Source organism: Streptomyces cacaoi (assembly GCF_006539165.1).
Taxonomy (GTDB): domain Bacteria; phylum Actinomycetota; class Actinomycetes; order Streptomycetales; family Streptomycetaceae; genus Streptomyces; species Streptomyces cacaoi.
Window position 1 is genome coordinate 88,012 of record NZ_BJMM01000024.1, and the last position, 19,590, is coordinate 107,601.

Sequence of the window (19,590 nt, forward strand, 5' to 3'; positions counted from 1 at the left end):
GGGGCTTGCGTCCCGACGCGGCCTTGCCGCGCGGCCCCCGCACCCGGGGAGGGCCCCTACCTCGATGTCCGTGCACAGCCATATGGCGCCCTACGAGCCGGCCGCGGCAGGGGCGGCCGCCTCCACCCCTCCCGAGTTCCCCCGCCACGTCGTCACCGCGGTGCTCGTCGCACACGACGGTGCGCGCTGGCTGCCTGACGCCCTGTCAGGTCTGCTCGGGCAGGACCGCCCCGTCCAGTCGGCACTCGCGGCGGACACCGGCAGCGCCGACGACTCCGCCCAGCTGCTCGCCGAGGCGCTCGGCCCCGACCGCGTGCTGCACATGGCACGGCGCACCGGCTTCGGTACCGCGGTCGGCGAGTGCGTGCGCACCGCACCGGTCCTCACCCCCGAGGACCTGCCCTATCTGAAGCGGCCCAGCGGCTGGGACCCCGTCACCCGCACCTGGCGCGACGAGGCGTACGACATGCCGGAGCTGCCGTACGGCGAGCCCGTGCAATGGCTGTGGCTGCTGCACGACGACTGCGCGCCGGAGCCCGACGCACTGGCCCAACTGCTGCGCGTCGCCGACTCCGACCCGTCGGCCGTCGTCGTCGGGCCGAAGCTGCGCAGCTGGTACGACCGGCGCCAGCTGCTGGAGGCCGGCGTCACCCTCGCGCACAGCGGGCGCCGCTGGACGGGGATCGAGCGGCGCGAACAGGACCAGGGCCAGTACGACCAGGTGCGGCCCGCGCTGTCCGTCTCCACTGCCGGCATGCTGATCCGCCGCGATGTCTTCGAGCAGCTGGGCGGGTTCGACCGCGCACTGCCGCTGATGCGCGACGACGTCGACCTGTGCTGGCGCGCCAACGCCGCCGGGCACCGGGTGCTGGTGGCGCCGGACGCGGTGCTGCGGCACGCGGAGGCCGCCTCGCGCGAGCGCCGCCCGGTCGACTGCGTCGGCAGGGCCGGCAAGGGGGCCAGCCCCCACCGCGTGGACAAGGCCGGCGCCGTCCACACCCTGCTGGCCAACGCGCCCGGCGCGCTGATGCCCTGGATCGTGCTCCGGCTGGTCCTCGGCACACTGCTGCGGACCCTGGCCTACCTGGTCGGCAAGGTCCCGGGACAGGCGCTGGACGAGATCACCGGGCTGTCGGGGACGCTGCTGCGCTTCGGGCGCGTGCTCAAGGCGCGGCGTGCGCGCGGCCGTCCGGCCGTGCCGCACAAGGAGCTGCGCCCGCTCTTCCCGCCGCCGGGCGCCACCGTCCGGGCCACCGTCGAGCAGGTGGCCAGCAACTTCGGCGGGCGCTCGGAGCCCGAACTCCTCTCCGGCGGGCGGCACGGAGCCGTCGAGTCGGGGCCGGGCGGTGACGACGCCGACTTCCTGGAGGTCGAGCAGTTCGTCCGGCTCAAGCGGGTCGCGCGCAAGCCGGCGCCGGTGCTGTTCGCCGTCCTGCTCCTGGTCTCCCTCGTCGCGTGCCGGGCGCTGCTGGGCAGCGGCTCCCTCGCGGGCGGTGCGCTGCTGCCCGCGCCGGACGGCGTCGGCGAGCTGTGGGGGCGCTACCTCGACGGCTGGCACCCCGTCGGCACGGGCGGCACCGGCGCGGCCCCGCCCTACCTCGCCTTCGTCGCGACGCTCGCCACCGTGCTGTTCGGCAGCACGGGGACGGCGCTCACGCTGCTGCTGGTGTGCTCGGTCCCGCTGGCCGGGCTCAGCGCCTACTTCGCCTCGCGCCCGCTGGTCGGCTCCCGGCTGGTGCGCGCCTGGGGCGCCGTCGCGTACGCCTTCCTGCCCGCGGCGACGGGCGCGCTGGCCCAGGGCCGGATCGGCACCGCGGTGCTGGCGGTCCTGCTGCCGCCGCTCGCGCGTGCGGCCGTCTCCGCGAGCGGGCTGCGCGGCCGGTCCACCTGGCGGGCCGCCTGGGCGTTCGCGCTGCTGCTGAGCGTCGTCACCGCCTTCACGCCGGTGCTGTGGCCGCTCGCCGCCGTGCTGGTCGCCGCCCGGTTCGGCATGCTCGTCGTCCGCCGGGGCGAGGAGCCGCTCACCGGTGCCGCCGCCCGGGCCGCCGTCGTCCTCGTCACACCGCTGGTGCTGCTGGCGCCCTGGTCGCTGACGCTGCTGACGGACCCCGGGCTGCTGTTCGCCGGGATCGGCCTCGACCTCGGCGCCGGTACCGCGGGCGCCGTCGATCTGCTGCTGCTGTCCCCCGGCGGGCCCGGCACCCTCGACGGGCTGTTCCTCACCGGGGTCCTGCTGGCCGCGCTCGCCGCGCTGCTGCGCTCCGAGCGCCGCGCCGTGATCCTGCTCGCCTGGGCCGTCGCCCTCGTCGGACTGCTGTTCGCGGGGCTGTCCAACGGCTCCGCCTGGGCCGGGCCCGCCACCCTCGTGTACGGGCTCGCCCTGCTGAGCGCCGCGGCCGTCGGTGGCGAGGGCGCCAAGGAGCGGGTCGCGGCGCAGAGTTTCGGCTGGCGGCAGCCGGTGGCCGCGCTGATCGCCGCCGCGGCCGTCGCGGCCCCGCTGTGCGCCGCCGTCGCCTGGATGGTCGGCGGCGCCGACGGCCCGCTCTCCCGCCGGGACCCGGTGCAGGTGCCCGCCTTCGTCGCGGAGGAGAGCGGCACCGAGGACCAGGCGCGGACCCTCGTCCTGGACTCCGAGCGGCCGGACTCCGGCGGGAGCGGCCCGTCCGCCGTCGGCTACACCCTGGTGCGCGGCTCCGGTGCGCGGCTGGGCGACGCCGACCTGGCCGCGACGGGCGGCGGCGACAAGCGCCTGGACCGCATCGTCGCCAACCTGGTCGCGGGCTCCGGCGCCGACCAGACGAGCCAGCTGGGCGGCTACGCCGTCCGCTACGTCCTGCTGCGCGACGGCGCCTCCCGCGCGATGAGCCGCACCCTGGACGCCACCCCCGGGCTCACCCGGCTCAGCCAGGCCGACGGCAGCGCCCTGTGGCGGGTCGACGAGCAGGTCTCCCGGGTCGCGATCGTGCCGGGCGGCGAGCGCAACGCCGCCGCCGGCGGGGTCACGGCGCCCGTGGCCGTGCCCGCCGGGCCCGTCGAGTCGCATGCCACGCTGCCGGCGGGGCCGTCCGGCCGTCTCCTGCGTGTCGCGGACACGGCGGACGGCGGCTGGCGGGCCACGCTGAACGGCCGCCCGCTGAAGCCGGTCACCGTGGACGGCTGGGCGCAGGGCTTCGAACTGCCCACCGGCGGCGGCAAGCTGGCGCTCACCTACGAGACGCCGCTGACCCGGACCGCCTGGGCGTGGGCGCAGGGCTTCCTGCTGCTGGTCGTCGTCGTGCTGGCGCTGCCCGGCCGGCGCCGCGACGTGGACGACGACCTGCCGGACGCACCGGCCGTCCCCGCACAGCCGGTCGCGGGCGAGGGCCGCAGGGCCCGCAGGCTCCGCGCCGAGGCGGCGGCGTCCGGCACGCACCCCGGCCCGGCCGACCGGGCCGGCGCCTCCGGTTCCTCCGACGGCCCGGGGGACGCCGAGGACACCGGCCCGGCGGCCGACGCCTGGGGCGAGGCGGACCCACCGCAGCCACCCGGGCAACCGCCCTACGACACGGGATACGACCCGTACGCCCATCAGCAGCCTGCCGTACCTCAGCAGGACCCGTACGCACCGTCCTACGACCCCTCGGCACAGGGCACCGAGCCCGGGCAGGACCCGTACGCACAGCAGTACGGCGACCCCTACGCGCAGCAGGCGCAGCAGTACGACCACCCCTACGACCAGCCCTACGCGCAGCAGGCGCAGCCCTACGACCCGGCCTACGTCCAGCAACCGGCCTACGGCGACTGGCAGTCGGCCGGTTTCCAGGACGGCTACCGGGACCCCGCGGCCCACCCCGGCGGGCAGGAGCCGCCGGCCCCCGGCCAGGCCCCGCACACCGATGCCTACGGCTATCCGCACGATCCCCGCTACGGCGACGGGAGGCAGCAGTGAACCGCACCCTCATCGGCCTCGGCGGCACGGTCGTGGCGCTGGCCGCCGTCACCGGTGTCGCCGTGGTCGCGGCCCCCGGCGACGGCGACGCGAGCGCGACGGCCGCCGCGCACAAGCCCGTCGAGCGCACGACGCTGGTGTGCCCGCAGCCCAGTTCCTCCGACGTCGCGGAGACCACCTGGACCGCCTTCACCCCCAAGGGCGGCCCCGGCAAGAAGGGCAGCGCCGAACTCCACCCGGCCGCACGCGCGGGCGACGGATCGGGCAAGGGCGGCTCCGGGGACGGCGCCGGGAAGGACGCCGGGAAGGACGGCGACGACAAGGACAAGGGCGGCGGCAAGGACAAGGACGGAAACGCGGGCAAGGGCGACGGCAAGGGGCAGGACGCCGGGAGCGAGCCCGTCGTCAGCTCGACCACGCCGGGCACGCCCGTCACCGCCGAGACCGACAGCGCGGAGGCCCCGGCGCTGGTCGGCACCGCCGACGGCCCGTTCGCGCCGGGCTGGACGGTCCAGCAGACGACGACCGTGAGCGCGGGCGCCGGACGCGGCCTGCACGGTGCGGCCTGCTCGGCGCCCGACACCTCGTTCTGGTTCCCCGGCGCCAGCACGGCGGCCGGACGCCAGGACTACGTCCACCTCACCAACCCGGACAACTCCGCGGCCGTCGTCGATGTCGAGCTGTACGGCAAGGGCGGCAAGGAGAAGGCGGGCGCGGGCAGCGGCGAGGGCATCACCGTCCCGCCCCGCTCCTCGGTGCCCGTGCTGCTCTCCACGCTGACGGCGAAGCCGGTCACCAACGTCACCGTGCACGTCACCGCCCGCACGGGCCGGGTGGGCGCCCAGATCCAGGCCGCCGACCAGAAGGCGGGCGGGGACTGGATCGCGCCGGCGGACGACGCACAGCCCCGCGCCGTGCTGCCCGGCATCCCCAAGGACGCCTCGTCCGTCCGGCTCGTCGTCTTCGCGCCGGGCAGCCGGGACGCCGACCTGAAGGTCAGGCTGGCCGGGGAGTCCGGCGCGATCACCCCGGCCGGCTCCGAGTCCCTGCACGTCCGGGGCGGTATGACCACGGCCGTCGACCTCGACGACCTCACCAAGGGCGAGGCCGGCTCCCTGGTGCTCTCGCCCGCCGACGACAGCTCCGACGCACCCCGGATCGTCGCCGCCGTACGCGTCACCCGGGGCAAGGGCAGCAAGCAGGAGACGGCGTTCATCCCCTCGACGGCGCCGCTCACCCACCGCGCGACCGTGGTCGACAACCCGACCGACCCGGAGAAGGGCTCCTCCGCCGCGCACCTCGCGCTGAGCGCCCCCGACGAGGGCGCCAAGGTCCGGGTGACGGCCTCGGCCGGATCGGGCGGGGGCAGCCCCCGCAGCACGACCGTCACGCTCAAGGCGCACACCACCAAGGACGTGCTCCCGCCCCGGCCCTCGGGCGGCAAGGGCAGCTACGCGGTGACCGTCGAACGGCTCTCCGGCGGCCCGGTGTTCGCCTCCCGCACGCTCGCCCGCGAGCAGGACGGCGTCCCGGCGTTCACGGTGCAGGGCATGCCCGACGACGGCAGCACCGTGGCCGTCCCGCACGCCGCGCAGGACCTCTCGGTCCTCAACGACGAGTGAACGGCGAGTAGCGGCGGGCGGAGGCGCCGGGCGGCCACCCGGGCGGGCCCTCGCACGGACGGCCGCCGCCGTCCGGGTACAGGTGCGGCGGCCCGCACGGCCGGAGGGGGGTCAGTCCTGCCCGTAGCGGGGGTCGACGGTCTCCGGTGCGAGACCGAGCAGTTCGGCCACCTGCTCCACGACGACCTCGTGGACGAGCACGGCCCGTTCGTCCCGTGTACGGGAGCGGATCTCCACCGGACGCCGGTAGACGACGACCCGGTCGGGCCGCTCCCCGTCGCCCTCCAGCACCCGGCCGAGCGGCACCGCCTCGTCGGTGGCCCGCAGTTCGGCCTCGTCGGCGCGCGGCACCTCCTGCACGGCGAACTCGACGCTCGCCAGCTGCGGCCAGTGCCGCTCCAGACGGGCCACCGAGTCGCGGACGAGATCGTCGAACGCCTCCGCCCTGCTGATGGCGAGCGGTACTTGGGGCGGCGCCACCGGTCCGCGCATGCCGCGGCCGTGGCGGTCCCGGCTGTGCGGCCGCGAGCCGGAACCACGCGGAGGTACAGGACTGTTCATCGCTCCGAGCCTAGTCAGCGGGGCCTGTGCACGCGGGCCGGTCGGCGTTCGCGCGCGGCGGGCAACGGGCTGTGTCTTTCAGCAGATCAGGCGTTTCCCGGCGAACCGGGACGACACGGCAGGGTGACCCGGGGGAGAGTCGTCGCAGCCCGCTCAAGAGTGCGGTACGGTCCAACGTCGTGAGCCCTGTACGTCGCTGTTCGCGCACCGCTTGCGGTCGTCCCGCCGTCGCGACGCTGACGTACGTCTACGCGGACTCCACCGCTGTTCTGGGCCCCCTCGCCACCTACGCCGAGCCGCACTGCTACGACCTGTGCGCCGAGCACTCCGAGCGGCTGACGGCGCCGCGCGGCTGGGAGGTCGTCCGGCTCGCCATCGACACCGCGGCCGCCCGCCCCAGCGGGGACGATCTCGAAGCGCTCGCCGACGCCGTCCGCGAGGCCGCCCGGACGCCCCGTCAGGAACCGTCCGCCTCCGGCAAGGACCGCCTCGGCGCGGACGGCCGGGAGGCCGACCCGATGGAGGTCGCCCGCCGCGGCCACCTGCGGGTCCTGCGCTCACCGGAGTCCTAGGACCCGGCGGACCCGGCGGCCCGGCCCCGCCGCACCCGCGGTCCGGCTCACCCTCCCGGGTAGATTTGGGGCCCACTCGATGATTCACGACCCCAGGAGGGGCTGAGCCGTGGCTGATCTGTCGCAGATCGTGAAGGCGTACGACGTGCGCGGTGTGGTGCCGGACCAGTGGGACGAGGAACTCGCCCGGCTGTTCGGGGCCGCGTTCGTCCGGGTCACCCGGGCCGGATCCGCCGTCGTCGGACACGACATGCGCCCCTCGTCCCCGGGGCTCGCGCGCGCGTTCGCCGAGGGAGCGGCGGGCCAGGGGGCGGACGTCACCGAGATCGGGCTGTGCTCCACGGACCAGCTGTACTTCGCCAGCGGCGAACTGGACAGGCCGGGCGCCATGTTCACCGCCAGCCACAACCCCGCGCAGTACAACGGCATCAAGATGTGCCGGGCCGGTGCGGCGCCGGTGGGGCAGGACTCCGGGCTCGCCGAGATCCGGGCGCTCGTCGAGGAGTGGACCGAGGCCGGCGGGCCGCCCGCGGCCGAGGGCCCCCAAGGCGCCCTCACCCAGCGGGACATGCTCGCCGACTACGCCCGCTATCTGCGCTCCCTGGTGGACCTGACCGCCATCCGCCCGCTGAAGGTCGTCGTGGACGCGGGCAACGGCATGGGCGGACACACCGTCCCCACCGTGTTCGAGGGGCTGCCGCTCGAACTCGACCCGATGTACTTCGAGCTGGACGGCACCTTCCCCCACCACGAGGCCAATCCGCTCGACCCGGCGAACATCGTCGACCTCCAGCGCCGGGTGCGCGAGACGGGCGCCGACATCGGACTGGCCTTCGACGGCGACGCCGACCGCTGCTTCGTGGTGGACGAGAACGGCGACCCGGTCTCCCCGTCCGCCATCACCGCCCTGGTCGCCTCCCGCGAGCTGGCCAAGGAGCCCGGCTCGACGGTGATCCACAACCTGATCACCTCCTGGTCGGTGCCCGAGGTCGTCGAGGAGAGCGGGGGAACGCCCGTGCGGACCCGGGTGGGGCACTCCTTCATCAAGGAGGAGATGGCCAGGACCGGCGCGATCTTCGGCGGGGAACACTCGGCGCACTACTACTTCCGGGACTTCTGGAACGCCGACACCGGCATGCTCGCCGCGCTGCACGTGCTGGCCGCGCTCGGCGGGCAGCAGGGCACCCTCTCGCAGCTCGTCGCCCGCTACGACCGGTACGCGGCGTCCGGCGAGATCAACAGCACCGTCGACGACCAGCAGGGCCGGGCCGCCGCGGTCAAGGACGCCTTCGCCTCCCGCGAGGGCGTCGAACTGGACGAGCTGGACGGGCTCACCGTCACCGCACGCGACTGGTGGTTCAACCTGCGGCCGTCCAACACCGAACCGCTGCTGCGCCTCAACGTCGAGGCCCGCGACGCGGCCACCGTCGAGCAGGTGCGCGACGAGGTGCTCGGCATCGTCCGGAGCTGAGCCCGCGACGGCGGCCGGGCCGGGCGCGGCGGCCCTGGTGGGCGCCGGTGGCCCGGCCGCCTCGGTGGTACCCCTCGTGCGGCCCGGCGGTACCCTGACCGCGACAGCCGCCACACCCGCACCGGAGGACACCATGCCGCTCGAAGCCGGACTCCTGGAGATTCTCGCCTGTCCGGCGTGCCACGCGCCGCTGCGGGAAGAAGGCGACGAGCTGCACTGCACCGGCGGGAGCGGCTGCGGCCTGATCTACCCCGTGCGGGACGGCATCCCGGTGCTCCTGGTGGACGAAGCCCGCCGGCCCGCCTGACCCGGAAGCGCTGCCGCCGAGGCGGCCGATCGGAGGCCACGGAAGATGTTCGACGAGTCGCTCCTCGACGACCCCGAGGCCCTCACCCGCGCGGACACGCGGGGCCTGCTGCGCGGCGCCGCCGAGGCCGGCGCCCGGGTACGCACCGGGCTGCGGCTCGCGGGCGAGGCCGGGCTGGACGCGCTGCGCCCCTCGGGACGGCCGCGCGCCCTGCTCGTCGCCGGGCCCGGCCCGGAGGCCGGCCGGGTGGCGGATCTGCTCGGCGCGCTCACCAACGGGGCCGTGCCCGTCGAACCGCTGCGTACCACCGGCGCGCTCGCCGACCGCGCCGCGCTGCGCTGGTCGCTGCCGGGCTGGGCCGGTTCCGTCGATCTCCTGCTGCTCGTCACCCCGGACGGCTCGGAGCCGGGGCTGGCCGCGCTGGTCGACCAGGCGGCGCGGCGCGGTTGCAGCATCGTCGCCGTCGCCCCGCAGGGCAGCGAGCTGGCCGAGGCCCTCGGCAGCCGCGGGCTGACCGTGCCGCCCGCACCGGAACCGTACGGCTCCGGCGGGCAGGAACGGGCCGCCGGGGCGCCCGGCACCTTCTGGGCGCTGCTCACCCCGCTGCTGGTCCTCGTCGACCGGCTCGGACCGGCACAGAGCGCGCCCGCGCCCTCGACCCTCGCCGCGCGGCTCGACTCCGTCGCCGAGCGCTGCGGCCCGGCCGTCCCGCCCTACGGCAACCCCGCCAAGACCCTCGCCGCCGAGCTGGCGGGCGCGCTGCCGCTGCTGTGGAGCGAGGGCGCGCTCGCCGGCGCGGCGGGCCGGCACGCCGGTGTGCTGCTGGCCGCCTCGGCCGGCAGGCCCGCGCTGGCGGCGGAGCTGCCCGAGGCCATGACGGCGCACGGCGCGCTGCTGACGGGCGCGTTCGCCGGGGGCTCCGACCTGGACGACTTCTTCCGGGACCGGGTCGAGGAGCCCGAGCAACAGCGCGCCCGCGTCGTTCTGTTGCGCGAGGCGGCGCCCGCCGCCGGTTCCGCCACCGTCGCCGCCCACGACCTCGTGCACGAGCAGGGGACGCCGTTGAGCGAGCTGGAGGCGAGCGAGGGCAGCAATCCGCTGGAGGCGGCGGCCGAGCTGATCGCCACCCTCGGCTTCACGGCGGCCTATCTGACCATCGCCGACACCGAAGCGCCCGGAGCGTGAGCCCCACCCGTACGCCGTCCGCCCGCCGCCCGCGCCTCCCACAGCGCCCGTAGCGCCCTGAGCGCCCGAAGCGCCCGAAACTCCGCCCGCTCCCGGCAGCCCCCGGTCCCCGGCACCGACACCCGCACCGACCGCCCGCCGGCCGGGCCCGTACCGCAACCGCCCGTCAGCAGGACAGGAACACCTCCCATGGACCGTCTGGTCAACACCGTCAGGCCCTACGCGTGGGGCTCCACCACCGCCCTCCCCGAACTGCTCGGCGAGCAGCCGACGGGCGAGCCGCAGGCCGAGCTGTGGATGGGCGCACACCCCGGCGCGCCCTCCCGGATCGAGCGCGGCGGGCTGCCCGACCGCACCCTGTCCGATGTCGTCGCCGCCGATCCGGAGGGACAGCTCGGCGCCGCGAGCGTACGGGAGTTCGGGCCGCGGCTGCCCTTCCTGCTCAAGCTGCTGGCCGCCGACTCCCCGCTCTCGCTCCAGGTGCACCCCGACCGCGCGCAGGCCGCCGAGGGCTACGCCGACGAGGAGGCCCGCGGCGTCCCGCTCGACGCGCCGCACCGCAACTACAAGGACGACGGCCACAAGCCCGAACTGCTCTGCGCGCTCACGCCGTTCGAGGGCCTGTGCGGATTCCGGCCGCCCAAGGAGACCGCGGCGTTCCTGGAGAGCCTGGACGTCGCCGGCCTCGCGCCGTACGTGGACATCCTGCGCGCCCGGCCCGGCACCGACGCGCTGCGCGAGGTGCTGACCGCGCTGCTCACCGCCGACCGCGACGAGATCGCCGGCACCGTCGACGAGGCCGCCACCGCGGCCGCCCGCCTCGCCGAACAGGGCGCGGACACCGCCCCCGGCACACCCGGCCGCGAGGAGTACGCCGCCTACGCCGCCATCGCCCAGCACTACCCGGGCGACCCGGGCGTGCTGGCGGCCATGCTGCTCAACCACGTCACCCTGCGCCCCGGCGAGGCGCTCTTCCTGGACGCCGGTGTGCCGCACGCCTATCTGCGCGGGCTCGGCGTCGAGATCATGGCCAACTCCGACAACGTGCTGCGCTGCGGGCTGACGCCCAAGCACATCGACGTGCCCGAACTCCTGCGCATCGTCCGCTTCGAGCCGGGGGAGCCCGGGATCCTGCGCCCGGAGGCGGACGACGCCGGGGGCGAGGAGAGCTACACGACGCCCGTCGGCGAGTTCCGGCTCTCCCGGTTCACGCTCGTCCCCGGGGCCGAGCCGCACGTGCTCGCGCCGCACGCCGGCCAGATCCTGCTGTGCACCGCGGGGACCGCCGTGGTGCACAGCGAGGAGGACGACGGTGAACTCGCCCTCACGCCCGGGCGGTCGGTCTGGGTCCCGGCGGCCGAGCGCGTCCGGCTGAGCGGTGACGGTACGCTCTTCCGCGCCACCGTGGCCGTCTGAACGAGCGGCCCGACCACAGCAGGAAGGGACACCCGCGCGTGAGTGCATCGGGCGGAACGAAGGCGATCGTCGCGGCGCTCGGCGCCAATCTGGCCATCGCCGCGGCGAAGTTCGTGGCCGCGGCCCTGAGCGGCTCGGCCTCGATGCTCGCCGAGGGCGTCCACTCGGTCGCCGACTCCGGAAACCAGGGGCTGCTCCTGCTCGGCGGCAAGCGGGCCAAGCGCGAGGCCAGCGAGGCGCACCCGTTCGGCTACGGGCGCGAGCGCTACATCTACGGATTCCTCGTGTCCATCGTGCTGTTCAGCATCGGCGGCGTCTTCGCGCTCTACGAGGGCTACGAGAAGATCAGCCATCCCCATGCGGTCGAGCACTGGTACTGGCCGGTCGGCGTCCTGGTGTTCGCCATCATCGCGGAGTCCTTCTCCTTCCGGACGGCGATCAAGGAGTCCAACGCGCTGCGCGGCGGGCAGACCTGGCCGCAGTTCATCCGCCGCGCGAAGGCGCCCGAGCTGCCGGTCGTGCTGCTGGAGGACCTGGGCGCGCTGATCGGCCTCGTCCTCGCGCTGGGCGGCGTCGGTCTGGCGCTGCTGACCGGCAACGGCGTGTGGGACGGCGTCGGGACGATGTGCATCGGCGCGCTGCTCGTCGTCATCGCGCTCGTCCTGGCCACCGAGACGAAGTCGCTGCTGCTGGGCGAGTCCGCCGATCCGGCCGAGCGGGAGCGGATCCGCGCGGCCGTGGTGGACGGCGAGACGGTCACCTCCGTCATCCACATGCGCACCCTGCACCTGGGTCCGGAGGAACTGCTGGTGGCCGCCAAGGTCGCCGTCCAGCACGACGACACCGCCCGGCAGGTCGCCCGCGCGATCGACGCCGCCGAGAGCCGCATCCGCGAGGCCGTGCCGATCGCCCGCGTCATCTATCTGGAGCCCGACATCCTGCGCCCGGCGGGCACACAGGCCGCCGCCGTGGAGTCCGGGCCGGCCGACGCACCGCCCGCCTGACCCACGGCCCGCACACGGCGGCCCCCGTCCCTTCCCGGGGCGGGGGCCGCCGTGTGTGTGCGGGGCCCACTCAGCCGATCTCCGCGAGCGCCCCGAGTATCGCCTCCTTGTCCGGCGCCTGCGACAGCCGTTCCCGGAAGGCCGGGTCCATCAACGTGCGGGACAACTGCGCCAGTATGCGCAGGTGTTCGTCCCCGGCCGCCGCCTCCGGTACGGCGATCATGAAGACGAGCCGGGCCCGTGTCCCGTCCGGCGCGCCCCACTCGATGCCCTCCGGCGCGCGGCCGAAGCCGACGACCGGCGCGGTGACCGCGTCCGTCTTCGCGTGCGGAATCGCGATCTCCTCGCCGAGCCCGGTGGTGCCCTGCTCCTCACGCGCCAGCGCTGCCCGGACGAGGCCGTCGACGTCCGCCACCCTGCCGCTGCGGCCGAGCAGCCCGGCCATCTCCCGGATGGCGGCGGCCTTGCCGTCCGGGCCGTCGCCCCCGTCGGCCTCCAGCCGCTCCCGGACGGTGCCGCCCGACAGATACCCGGACAGCACCACCGGCTCCGCCGACCCGCGCTGCACCGGCACCGCGCCCTCGGCCAGCTGTGCTTCCGATGCGCCCTCGGCCTGCTGAGCCTGCGGAGCGCCCTCGGCCTCAGCTGCGGACGCTCTCCCAGCCGGCTGTGTGTCCTCTGCTTCTGCTTCTGCGGGAGTCTCCCCGGCCGGCTGCGCGTCCTCGGCCAGCTGTGCGGCCGACGTTTTCCGCGCCTGCTGTGCCGGGTGAGTTTTCTCCGCCAGCTGTGCCGACTTTTCCTGCGTGCCCAGCTGTGCCGACTTTTCCGGCTGCCGCTGTGCGTCGGCGGATTCCTTCGTCTGCTGTGCGGCATCGAGTCCGGGCCCTTGCTCGCTCAGCTGTGCCCGCTGTTCCCCGGCACTCTCGGCCGCGCCGGCGGACGCGTCCCCGTCGCCGGAACCGCGCCCCGCACCGACCGACAGCAGCCCGGCCGTCGTCAGCGCGGTCACAGCCGTGCCGATGGCGACGGCGACGAAGAACATCGGCACGCCGTCGATCGCGCCGAGCACCGCGACGATCGGCCCGCCGTGCGGCACGTTGTCCGCGACGGAGGCCAGCCCGGCCACGCCGCCGGCGACGGCACCGCCCAGCATGTTCGCCGGAATGACGCGGGCCGGCCGGGCCGCGGCGAACGGAATGGCTCCCTCCGTGATGCCGAAGAAGCCCATGAACAGCGCGGCGTACCCCGTCTCCCGCTCCTGGCCGGAGTAGAAGCGGCGGCGCAGCAGTGTGGCGATGCCCTGGCCGAGCGGCGGCACGGGGATGGCCGCCGCGCACATGCCCATCACCTCGGGGCTCTTGGAGACCAGCCCGGTCCCGAACAGGAACGCCGTCTTGTTGACGGGCCCGCCCATGTCGAACGCGATCATCAGGCCGAGGACGACACCGAGCAGCGCGGCGCTCGTCCCGGTCATCCCGCCCAGGAAGTCGGTCAGGTTCTCGAAGACCCAGGAGATCGGCCGGCCGATGACGTAGATGAAGAACAGCCCGAGCGCCGAGGTCGCCACCACGGGGATGACGATGATCGGCATGATCGGCCGGACGAACTTCGAGACCGGTACGAGCTTGATCCAGCGCACCAGATAGCCCGCGAGGAAGCCGGTCACGATGGCCCCGATGAACCCGGCGCCGGACTTGGAGTCGTACAGCTCACCGGTGTTGGCGATCCAGCCGCCGATCATGCCGGGCACGAGCGCCGGCCGGTCCCCGATCGCATAGGCGATGTAGCCGGACAGGATCGGCACCATCAGCGTGAAGCCGATGGTGCCGATGTCGTTGACGTGCTTCCAGAAGCTGCCGTCCGGGATCACCAGCCCGCCGTCCGCCTGCGGATGACCGCCCAGCGCCAGTGAGACGGCGATGAGCAGTCCGCCCACCACGACGAACGGAATCATGTACGAGACGCCGTTCATCAGCGCCTTGTAGCCCAGGCTCCGCTCCCGGGAGGCCCCGGCGGAGCCGGACGTTCCGGACGGGCCCTCGCCGCCCGTGCCGGCGGGGGAGGCGCCGTCGTCGGCTCCGCTCCCGTCCCCGCCACCGGCGCGGTGCACGGGCGCCTCCCGCACCCGGTCGATCAGGCCGCCGGGGTCGCTGATGCCTTCCGCGACGCCGACGACCAGCAGGCGTTTGCCGGCGAAGCGCGAGGTGTCGACGTCCTTGTCGGCGGCGACGATCACGCCGTCCGCCGAGCTGACATCGTTGTCAGACAGGACGTTCTCGGCCCCGATGGATCCCTGCGTCTCCACCTTCATCGAGATGCCGCGTGCCTCGGCGGCCTGTGTGAGCTTCTCGGCCGCCATGTACGTGTGGGCGATACCCGTCGGGCACGCCGTCACCGCGAGCAGTTTCAGTCCCGCTCCGGCCGGTGGTGCCGCTCCGTCGCGGGGGTCGGCAGGACTGGTCACTGGGTTCTCCTTGCCATCGGCCGTCGGACGTGGGGGTCGTTCTCCGCGCGGACGAGCTGCGTGGCGTCGCACACACGCGGTGGGCCGTCGGGCCCGGTCAGCCGCGCCGGCCGAAGGGGAGCGGCTGAAAACCGCCCCAGTGTCACCCTTGCCGCCACCCGAGGCAATCAGGTCCCCTGGACGGGCGGTGTAGATTCGTAGAGCCAGACGTCGCTGCTGATGGCGGTCGGGCGGCCCGCTCAACGGGCACCCGAGGGAGAGAGGGCCTCCGGCGGACTGAGCTGCGAGCAGGGGACGAGTGTGCCCGGAGACGGTTGGCCTGCCTCCGTGCGAACCGGTCGCCACCTTCCCCCGCGCCGCAGCACGGACCAGTCAGTCAACACCTCCACATCGAGGAGCAGCTCGTATATGACGACCTCCACGAACGGCAAGGACTTCAAGGTCGCCGACCTGTCGCTGGCCGCTTTCGGCCGCAAGGAGATCAAGCTGGCCGAGCACGAGATGCCCGGCCTGATGGCGATCCGCAAGGAGTACGCGGCCGCACAGCCGCTCGCGGGTGCCCGCGTCACCGGCTCCCTGCACATGACGGTGCAGACGGCCGTGCTCATCGAGACGCTGACGGCCCTGGGCGCCGAGGTCCGCTGGGCCTCGTGCAACATCTTCTCCACCCAGGACCATGCGGCGGCGGCCGTCGCCGTCGGCCCGGACGGCACCCCGGACGACCCCAAGGGCGTCCCCGTCTTCGCCTGGAAGGGCGAGACGCTGGAGGAGTACTGGTGGTGCACCGAGCAGGCGCTGACCTGGGCGGACAGCCCCACCGGCGGCCCCAACATGATCCTCGACGACGGCGGTGACGCCACCCTCCTCGTGCACAAGGGAGTCGAGTACGAGAAGGCCGGCTCCGCGCCCTCCGTCGACACCGCGGAGAACGACGAGCACCGCGTCATCCTCCAGCTGCTCAACCGCACGCTGAAGGAGAGCCCGCAGAAGTGGACGCAGCTGGCCTCCGAGATCCGTGGCGTCACGGAGGAGACCACCACCGGCGTGCACCGCCTCTACGAGATGCAGCAGGCCGGCTCGCTGCTCTTCCCGGCGATCAACGTCAACGACTCCGTGACGAAGTCGAAGTTCGACAACAAGTACGGTTGCCGGCACTCCCTGGTGGACGGCATCAACCGGGCCACGGACGTGCTCATCGGCGGCAAGACCGCCCTCGTCTGCGGCTACGGCGACGTCGGCAAGGGCTGCGCCGAGTCGCTGCGCGGCCAGGGCGCCCGCGTCCTGGTCACCGAGGTCGACCCGATCTGCGCCCTCCAGGCGGCGATGGACGGCTACCAGGTCGTCAGGCTGGACGACGTGGTCGACACCGTCGACATCTTCGTCACCACGACCGGCAACAAGGACATCATCATGGCCAAGGACATGGCCAAGATGAAGCACCAGGCCATCGTCGGGAACATCGGCCACTTCGACAACGAGATCGACATGGCCGGCCTCGCCGCCATCGACGGCATCGTCAAGGACGAGGTCAAGCCGCAGGTCCACACCTGGACCTGGCCGGACGGCAAGTCCATCATCGTGCTGTCCGAGGGCCGCCTGCTCAACCTGGGCAACGCCACCGGCCACCCGTCGTTCGTGATGTCCAACAGCTTCGCGAACCAGACGATCGCCCAGATCGAGCTGTTCACCAAGCCGGAGTCGTACCCGACCGACGTCTACGTGCTCCCCAAGCACCTCGACGAGAAGGTCGCCCGCCTCCACCTCGACGCCCTCGGGGTCCGGCTCACCGAGCTGCGCCCGGAGCAGGCCGCCTACATCGGCGTCCCGGTCGAGGGCCCGTACAAGCCCGACCACTACCGCTACTGATCCACCCCGGCTCCCTCCACAGGCCCCCGCCCCGGCGGGGGCCTGTCCCTCGGGGCCACCCGGCCGCGCGGCGGGAACGCCCCCACGGGCGAGGCCCCGCCCGCCGGCCGGCACGACCCGGACCGGACCCATGCCCCGCGGAACCTACTCCCTGTACGACCCCGCCGACCGGACTCCCCTGGGAACAGAGCGCTTCCACTGCGCACCGGGGCCGCACGGCTGGCGCTACGTCTCCCGTCTCACCGGGCCCACGGGCGAGGAGCACGGCTCCCTCGACCTCACCCTGGACGCGCTGGCCCGCCCCCTCCGGCTCGAACTGCGCACCCGCGCCTGGCAGATCCGCGGCGGCGTCCTCGACGGCGTGACCTGGGTCCGCAGCGCCGCCACCGACGCGCAGGACGCACCCGCGCGGGACCGTGGCCGGGGCCTCCACGACGCCCAGGAGGGCAACGCGACCGCACACGGCTTCACGGGCGCGTCCCCCGCCTTCCTGATCGCCTGCGCGTATCTCGCCCGCCCCGCCCGGGGCGACCCCGGCACCCGCCTCCGCCTCGTCGCGTTCACACCCCCCGCCCTGGCCCCGCGCACGGTGGACCGGTCCTGGGCGCTGACCGGCACCGAGACGCACCACACGGACACCGGCCCGCTCACCGTCGACGCCTACCGCGTCACCGATCTGGAGACGGCCGAGCAGCACACCGTGCATCTGGCGGGCGACGTCGTCCTGTCCGCCCCCGGCGTCGAACTGGAGGACCTGGACTCCCCGCCTTCCGCCTTCCCCACCCCACCGGCCCACTGACCCGCGCCCACCGGCACCGCAACCGCCGCACGGCCCGCCGAGGCCCCGCCCGGCGCTCACTCGCCCGGGCACGACACCCGGCTGCCCGACGGCCCGCTCAGGACGGCGGGACGAACCCGGTGCGCGGCGGCTCGTCCTCCCCACCGCTCCCGGGGCCGGACGAACCTTCCGGAGGGACGGAGCCGGCGCCCGATGCGGGCAGACGCCCGGGCGCGGGAGCAGAAGCGGAACCGGGCGGGAGAGCATCCCCACGACCGGGAGCAGAGGGAGAACCGGACGCGGTGGCAGGCCCGGAGCCGGGTACGCCCCCCGGCGCGGGGAAGAACCTCCGCTCCTCCCGCGCGCGCCGCTCCGCCGTCACCCCGGCGAGAAACACCTCGGCCGGCATCCCCCGCGGCGCCGGTGTCCCGGTCCAGCCGCACAGATCGCTGCCGAGCCGCTCCGCCATCGACCGCGCGACGACCGGATCCAACTGCCCGGCCCGGCCGAGGAATTGCCGTATCGCGAGCCACAGGCCCTCCGGCACTCGGGACAGATCCAGCCCGGCGAACTCCTGCGCGACCCACGGCGGGGGCTGCGGCACCCAGGATCCCGGGCCCTCCGGCATCCGCTCGCCGACGACGAGCGTCCCGGCGAACACATCGCCCAGCCGCCGCCCCCGCGCCGACACCAGCGAGGCGACACAGGCGACGACGCCCAGCGTCAGCTGGATCTCGACGACGCCCACGGCCCCGCGCACCAGCGCGTGCCGGAACCTGACGGGCCCGCCGTCCTCCCGGACGACCCGCAGCCCCGAGGCCACCTTGCCCACCGACCGGCCACGGCTGAGCGTCTCCACCGCGATCGGCACGCCCACGGGCACGAGCAGGAACAGCCCGACCTGCACGGCGGCGAGCGCGGCACCGTCCAGCGACGCCGTCCCGAACAGCAGCGCAAGCGTGATCAGCAGATAGGCCGTCCAGGCCAGTACGAGATCCAGCAGGACGGCCAGCGCCCGGCTCGGCACCCTGGCAGGCCGCAGCCCCAGCACGACCGCGTCGCCGGTGACCAGCTCGCTCAACCCGCATCCTCCTCGCGCACTCCGGCTCCCGAGGTCTGCCCCGAGCCTCACCGCCAGTCTCCCAGGAGCAGCCGGCCGTCCGTCGTGGACGATCTGCCAAGCTCTCCCCATGGACCTGGATGTCTTCGTCTCGGCCCACCGCGCCGAATGGGACCGCCTCGAAGCACTGCTGCGCCGTCGACGCGCCCTCTCCGGCCCGGAGGCGGACGAACTCGTCGCGCTCTACCAGCGCACGGCGACGCACCTCTCCCAGGTCCGCTCGGCCGCGCCCGACCCGGCCCTCCTCGCCCGCCTCACCCCACTCGTCGCCCGCGCCCGCAGCACCGTCACCGGTGCCCGCAAGGCGAGCTGGCGCGACGCCGCACACTTCTTCACCGCCGGATTCCCCGCAGCTGTGTACCGCTCCCGGAACTGGTGGATACCGACGGCTCTGCTGTGCGTCGTGCTCACCGCCGTCATCAGCTGGTGGGTCGGCACCCACCCCGAGGTCCGCGCCACCATCGCCGCCCCCGACGAACTCCGCGAGATGACCCGCCCCGGCGGCCAGTACGAGGCGTACTACTCCAGCCACCCGGCGGCCTCCTTCGCCGCCCAGGTCTGGACGAACAACGCCCAGGCCGCCGCCATCTGCCTCGTTTTCGGCGCACTGCTGGGCCTGCCCGTCCTGTGGGTGCTCTTCCAGAACGTGCTCAACCTCGGCCTCGGCATCGGACTCATGACCTCGGCAGGCCGCCTCGACACCTTTCTCGGACTCCTTCTGCCGCACGGGCTGTTGGAGCTGACAGCTGTGTTCGTCGCTGCCGGCACCGGGCTCCGCCTCGGCTGGACGGTGATCGACCCGGGCCGGCGCAGCCGTCGCACCGCCCTTGCGGAGGAGGGACGTTCGGCCCTCGGGATGGCCATCGGGCTCGCAGCGGTCCTCCTCGTCTCGGGCGTCATCGAGGCGTTCGTGACCCCCTCCGGGCTGCCGACCTGGGCCCGCATCCTGATCGGCGTCGCAGCCGAACTCGCCTTCCTGTCCTACGTCTTCGTCGTCGGACGACGAGCGGCAAACGCGGGCGAAACGGGAGATGTGGCCCCGGCCGACCGGCCTGTCGAGGTCCCCACCGCAGCCTGATGTGCGAGCGGCACCGCCGACCTGCTACTGTCCTGACCGCCTCGAAAAAGCCGTTGACGCGGCCGACTCCGAGGCAATGGATTCGAACAGCCGCCCCCGAGTTGGACGAACTCGGAAGCAGCAGTTAGTCTCTTGAACCGCTTCCCAGGGAATTCCGAGGAATTCACGAAGAAGCACCCCCGAACTTCTCTCGGACTTCGGTCTGATAGAGTCGGAGA

14 protein-coding genes are annotated in these 19,590 nt (G+C 74.2%); 11 read left to right on the forward strand and 3 right to left on the reverse strand.

Going from position 1 to position 19,590, the window contains the following annotated elements:
- The first annotated feature begins 64 nt into the window (after positions 1-64).
- Together SCA03_RS21725 and SCA03_RS21730 are read left to right on the forward strand one after the other, a co-directional pair.
- Positions 65-3,928: a glycosyltransferase family 2 protein gene (locus tag SCA03_RS21725; RefSeq protein WP_086814497.1), complete on the forward strand. Its 3,864-nt coding sequence runs from the start codon at positions 65-67 to the stop codon at positions 3,926-3,928.
- The gene (locus SCA03_RS21730) at positions 3,925-5,550 is read left to right on the forward strand and encodes a DUF5719 family protein (RefSeq protein ID WP_086814498.1); all 1,626 of its coding nucleotides are present in this window, start codon (positions 3,925-3,927) and stop codon (positions 5,548-5,550) included. Before SCA03_RS21725 ends, SCA03_RS21730 begins: the two co-directional genes overlap by 4 nt.
- Positions 5,551-5,661: 111 nt before the next feature.
- Here SCA03_RS21730 and SCA03_RS21735 read toward each other — a convergent pair whose 3' ends face one another.
- A complete protein-coding gene (locus SCA03_RS21735; RefSeq protein ID WP_078873963.1) occupies positions 5,662-6,111 on the reverse strand; it encodes a metallopeptidase family protein in 450 nt (149 codons plus the stop codon).
- A 179-nt stretch (positions 6,112-6,290) separates the two neighbouring features.
- Between SCA03_RS21735 and SCA03_RS21740 the strand changes: the two genes are divergently transcribed.
- The 6 genes from SCA03_RS21740 to SCA03_RS21765 all read left to right on the forward strand — a co-directional run bounded on the left by SCA03_RS21740 (position 6,291) and on the right by SCA03_RS21765 (position 12,066).
- Positions 6,291-6,683 (forward strand): DUF3499 domain-containing protein, encoded by a 393-nt coding sequence (locus tag SCA03_RS21740; RefSeq protein WP_030889538.1) that lies wholly within the window; start codon positions 6,291-6,293, stop codon positions 6,681-6,683.
- Between the two features lie 109 nt (positions 6,684-6,792).
- Positions 6,793-8,154 (forward strand): phosphomannomutase/phosphoglucomutase, encoded by a 1,362-nt coding sequence (locus SCA03_RS21745; protein ID WP_086814499.1) that lies wholly within the window; start codon positions 6,793-6,795, stop codon positions 8,152-8,154.
- A gap of 133 nt (positions 8,155-8,287) precedes the next feature.
- The gene (locus SCA03_RS21750; RefSeq protein WP_086814502.1) at positions 8,288-8,461 is read left to right on the forward strand and encodes a Trm112 family protein; all 174 of its coding nucleotides are present in this window, start codon (positions 8,288-8,290) and stop codon (positions 8,459-8,461) included.
- A 45-nt stretch (positions 8,462-8,506) separates the two neighbouring features.
- Positions 8,507-9,646: an SIS domain-containing protein gene (locus tag SCA03_RS21755; protein ID WP_030889532.1), complete on the forward strand. Its 1,140-nt coding sequence runs from the start codon at positions 8,507-8,509 to the stop codon at positions 9,644-9,646.
- Positions 9,647-9,835: 189 nt separating this feature from the next.
- Positions 9,836-11,062 carry a mannose-6-phosphate isomerase, class I gene (gene manA / locus SCA03_RS21760; RefSeq protein ID WP_030889529.1) on the forward strand — a complete coding sequence of 409 codons (1,227 nt, stop codon included), beginning with the start codon at positions 9,836-9,838 and terminating at the stop codon, positions 11,060-11,062.
- 38 nt (positions 11,063-11,100) lie between these two features.
- A complete protein-coding gene (locus tag SCA03_RS21765) occupies positions 11,101-12,066 on the forward strand; it encodes a cation diffusion facilitator family transporter (RefSeq protein ID WP_030889528.1) in 966 nt (321 codons plus the stop codon).
- 70 nt (positions 12,067-12,136) lie between these two features.
- Here SCA03_RS21765 and SCA03_RS21770 read toward each other — a convergent pair whose 3' ends face one another.
- Positions 12,137-14,530, reverse strand: a complete 2,394-nt coding sequence (locus SCA03_RS21770) for a fructose-specific PTS transporter subunit EIIC (protein ID WP_230988841.1) — start codon at positions 14,528-14,530, stop codon at positions 12,137-12,139.
- A gap of 408 nt (positions 14,531-14,938) precedes the next feature.
- Here SCA03_RS21770 and ahcY point away from each other — a divergent pair, with 408 nt between their 5' ends.
- Both ahcY and SCA03_RS21780 read left to right on the forward strand, forming a co-directional pair.
- Entirely contained in the window at positions 14,939-16,396 is a 1,458-nt protein-coding gene (gene ahcY, locus SCA03_RS21775; RefSeq protein ID WP_030889521.1) for an adenosylhomocysteinase, read from the forward strand.
- Between the two features lie 130 nt (positions 16,397-16,526).
- Positions 16,527-17,195 carry a hypothetical protein gene (locus SCA03_RS21780; protein ID WP_141275584.1) on the forward strand — a complete coding sequence of 223 codons (669 nt, stop codon included), beginning with the start codon at positions 16,527-16,529 and terminating at the stop codon, positions 17,193-17,195.
- A gap of 97 nt (positions 17,196-17,292) precedes the next feature.
- Here the strand turns inward: SCA03_RS21780 and SCA03_RS21785 are convergent, their stop codons facing one another.
- The gene (locus SCA03_RS21785; protein ID WP_141275585.1) at positions 17,293-18,255 is read right to left on the reverse strand and encodes an RDD family protein; all 963 of its coding nucleotides are present in this window, start codon (positions 18,253-18,255) and stop codon (positions 17,293-17,295) included.
- A 109-nt stretch (positions 18,256-18,364) separates the two neighbouring features.
- Between SCA03_RS21785 and SCA03_RS21790 the strand changes: the two genes are divergently transcribed.
- Positions 18,365-19,372 carry a stage II sporulation protein M gene (locus SCA03_RS21790; RefSeq protein ID WP_086818125.1) on the forward strand — a complete coding sequence of 336 codons (1,008 nt, stop codon included), beginning with the start codon at positions 18,365-18,367 and terminating at the stop codon, positions 19,370-19,372.
- The last annotated feature ends 218 nt before the right edge of the window (positions 19,373-19,590 follow it).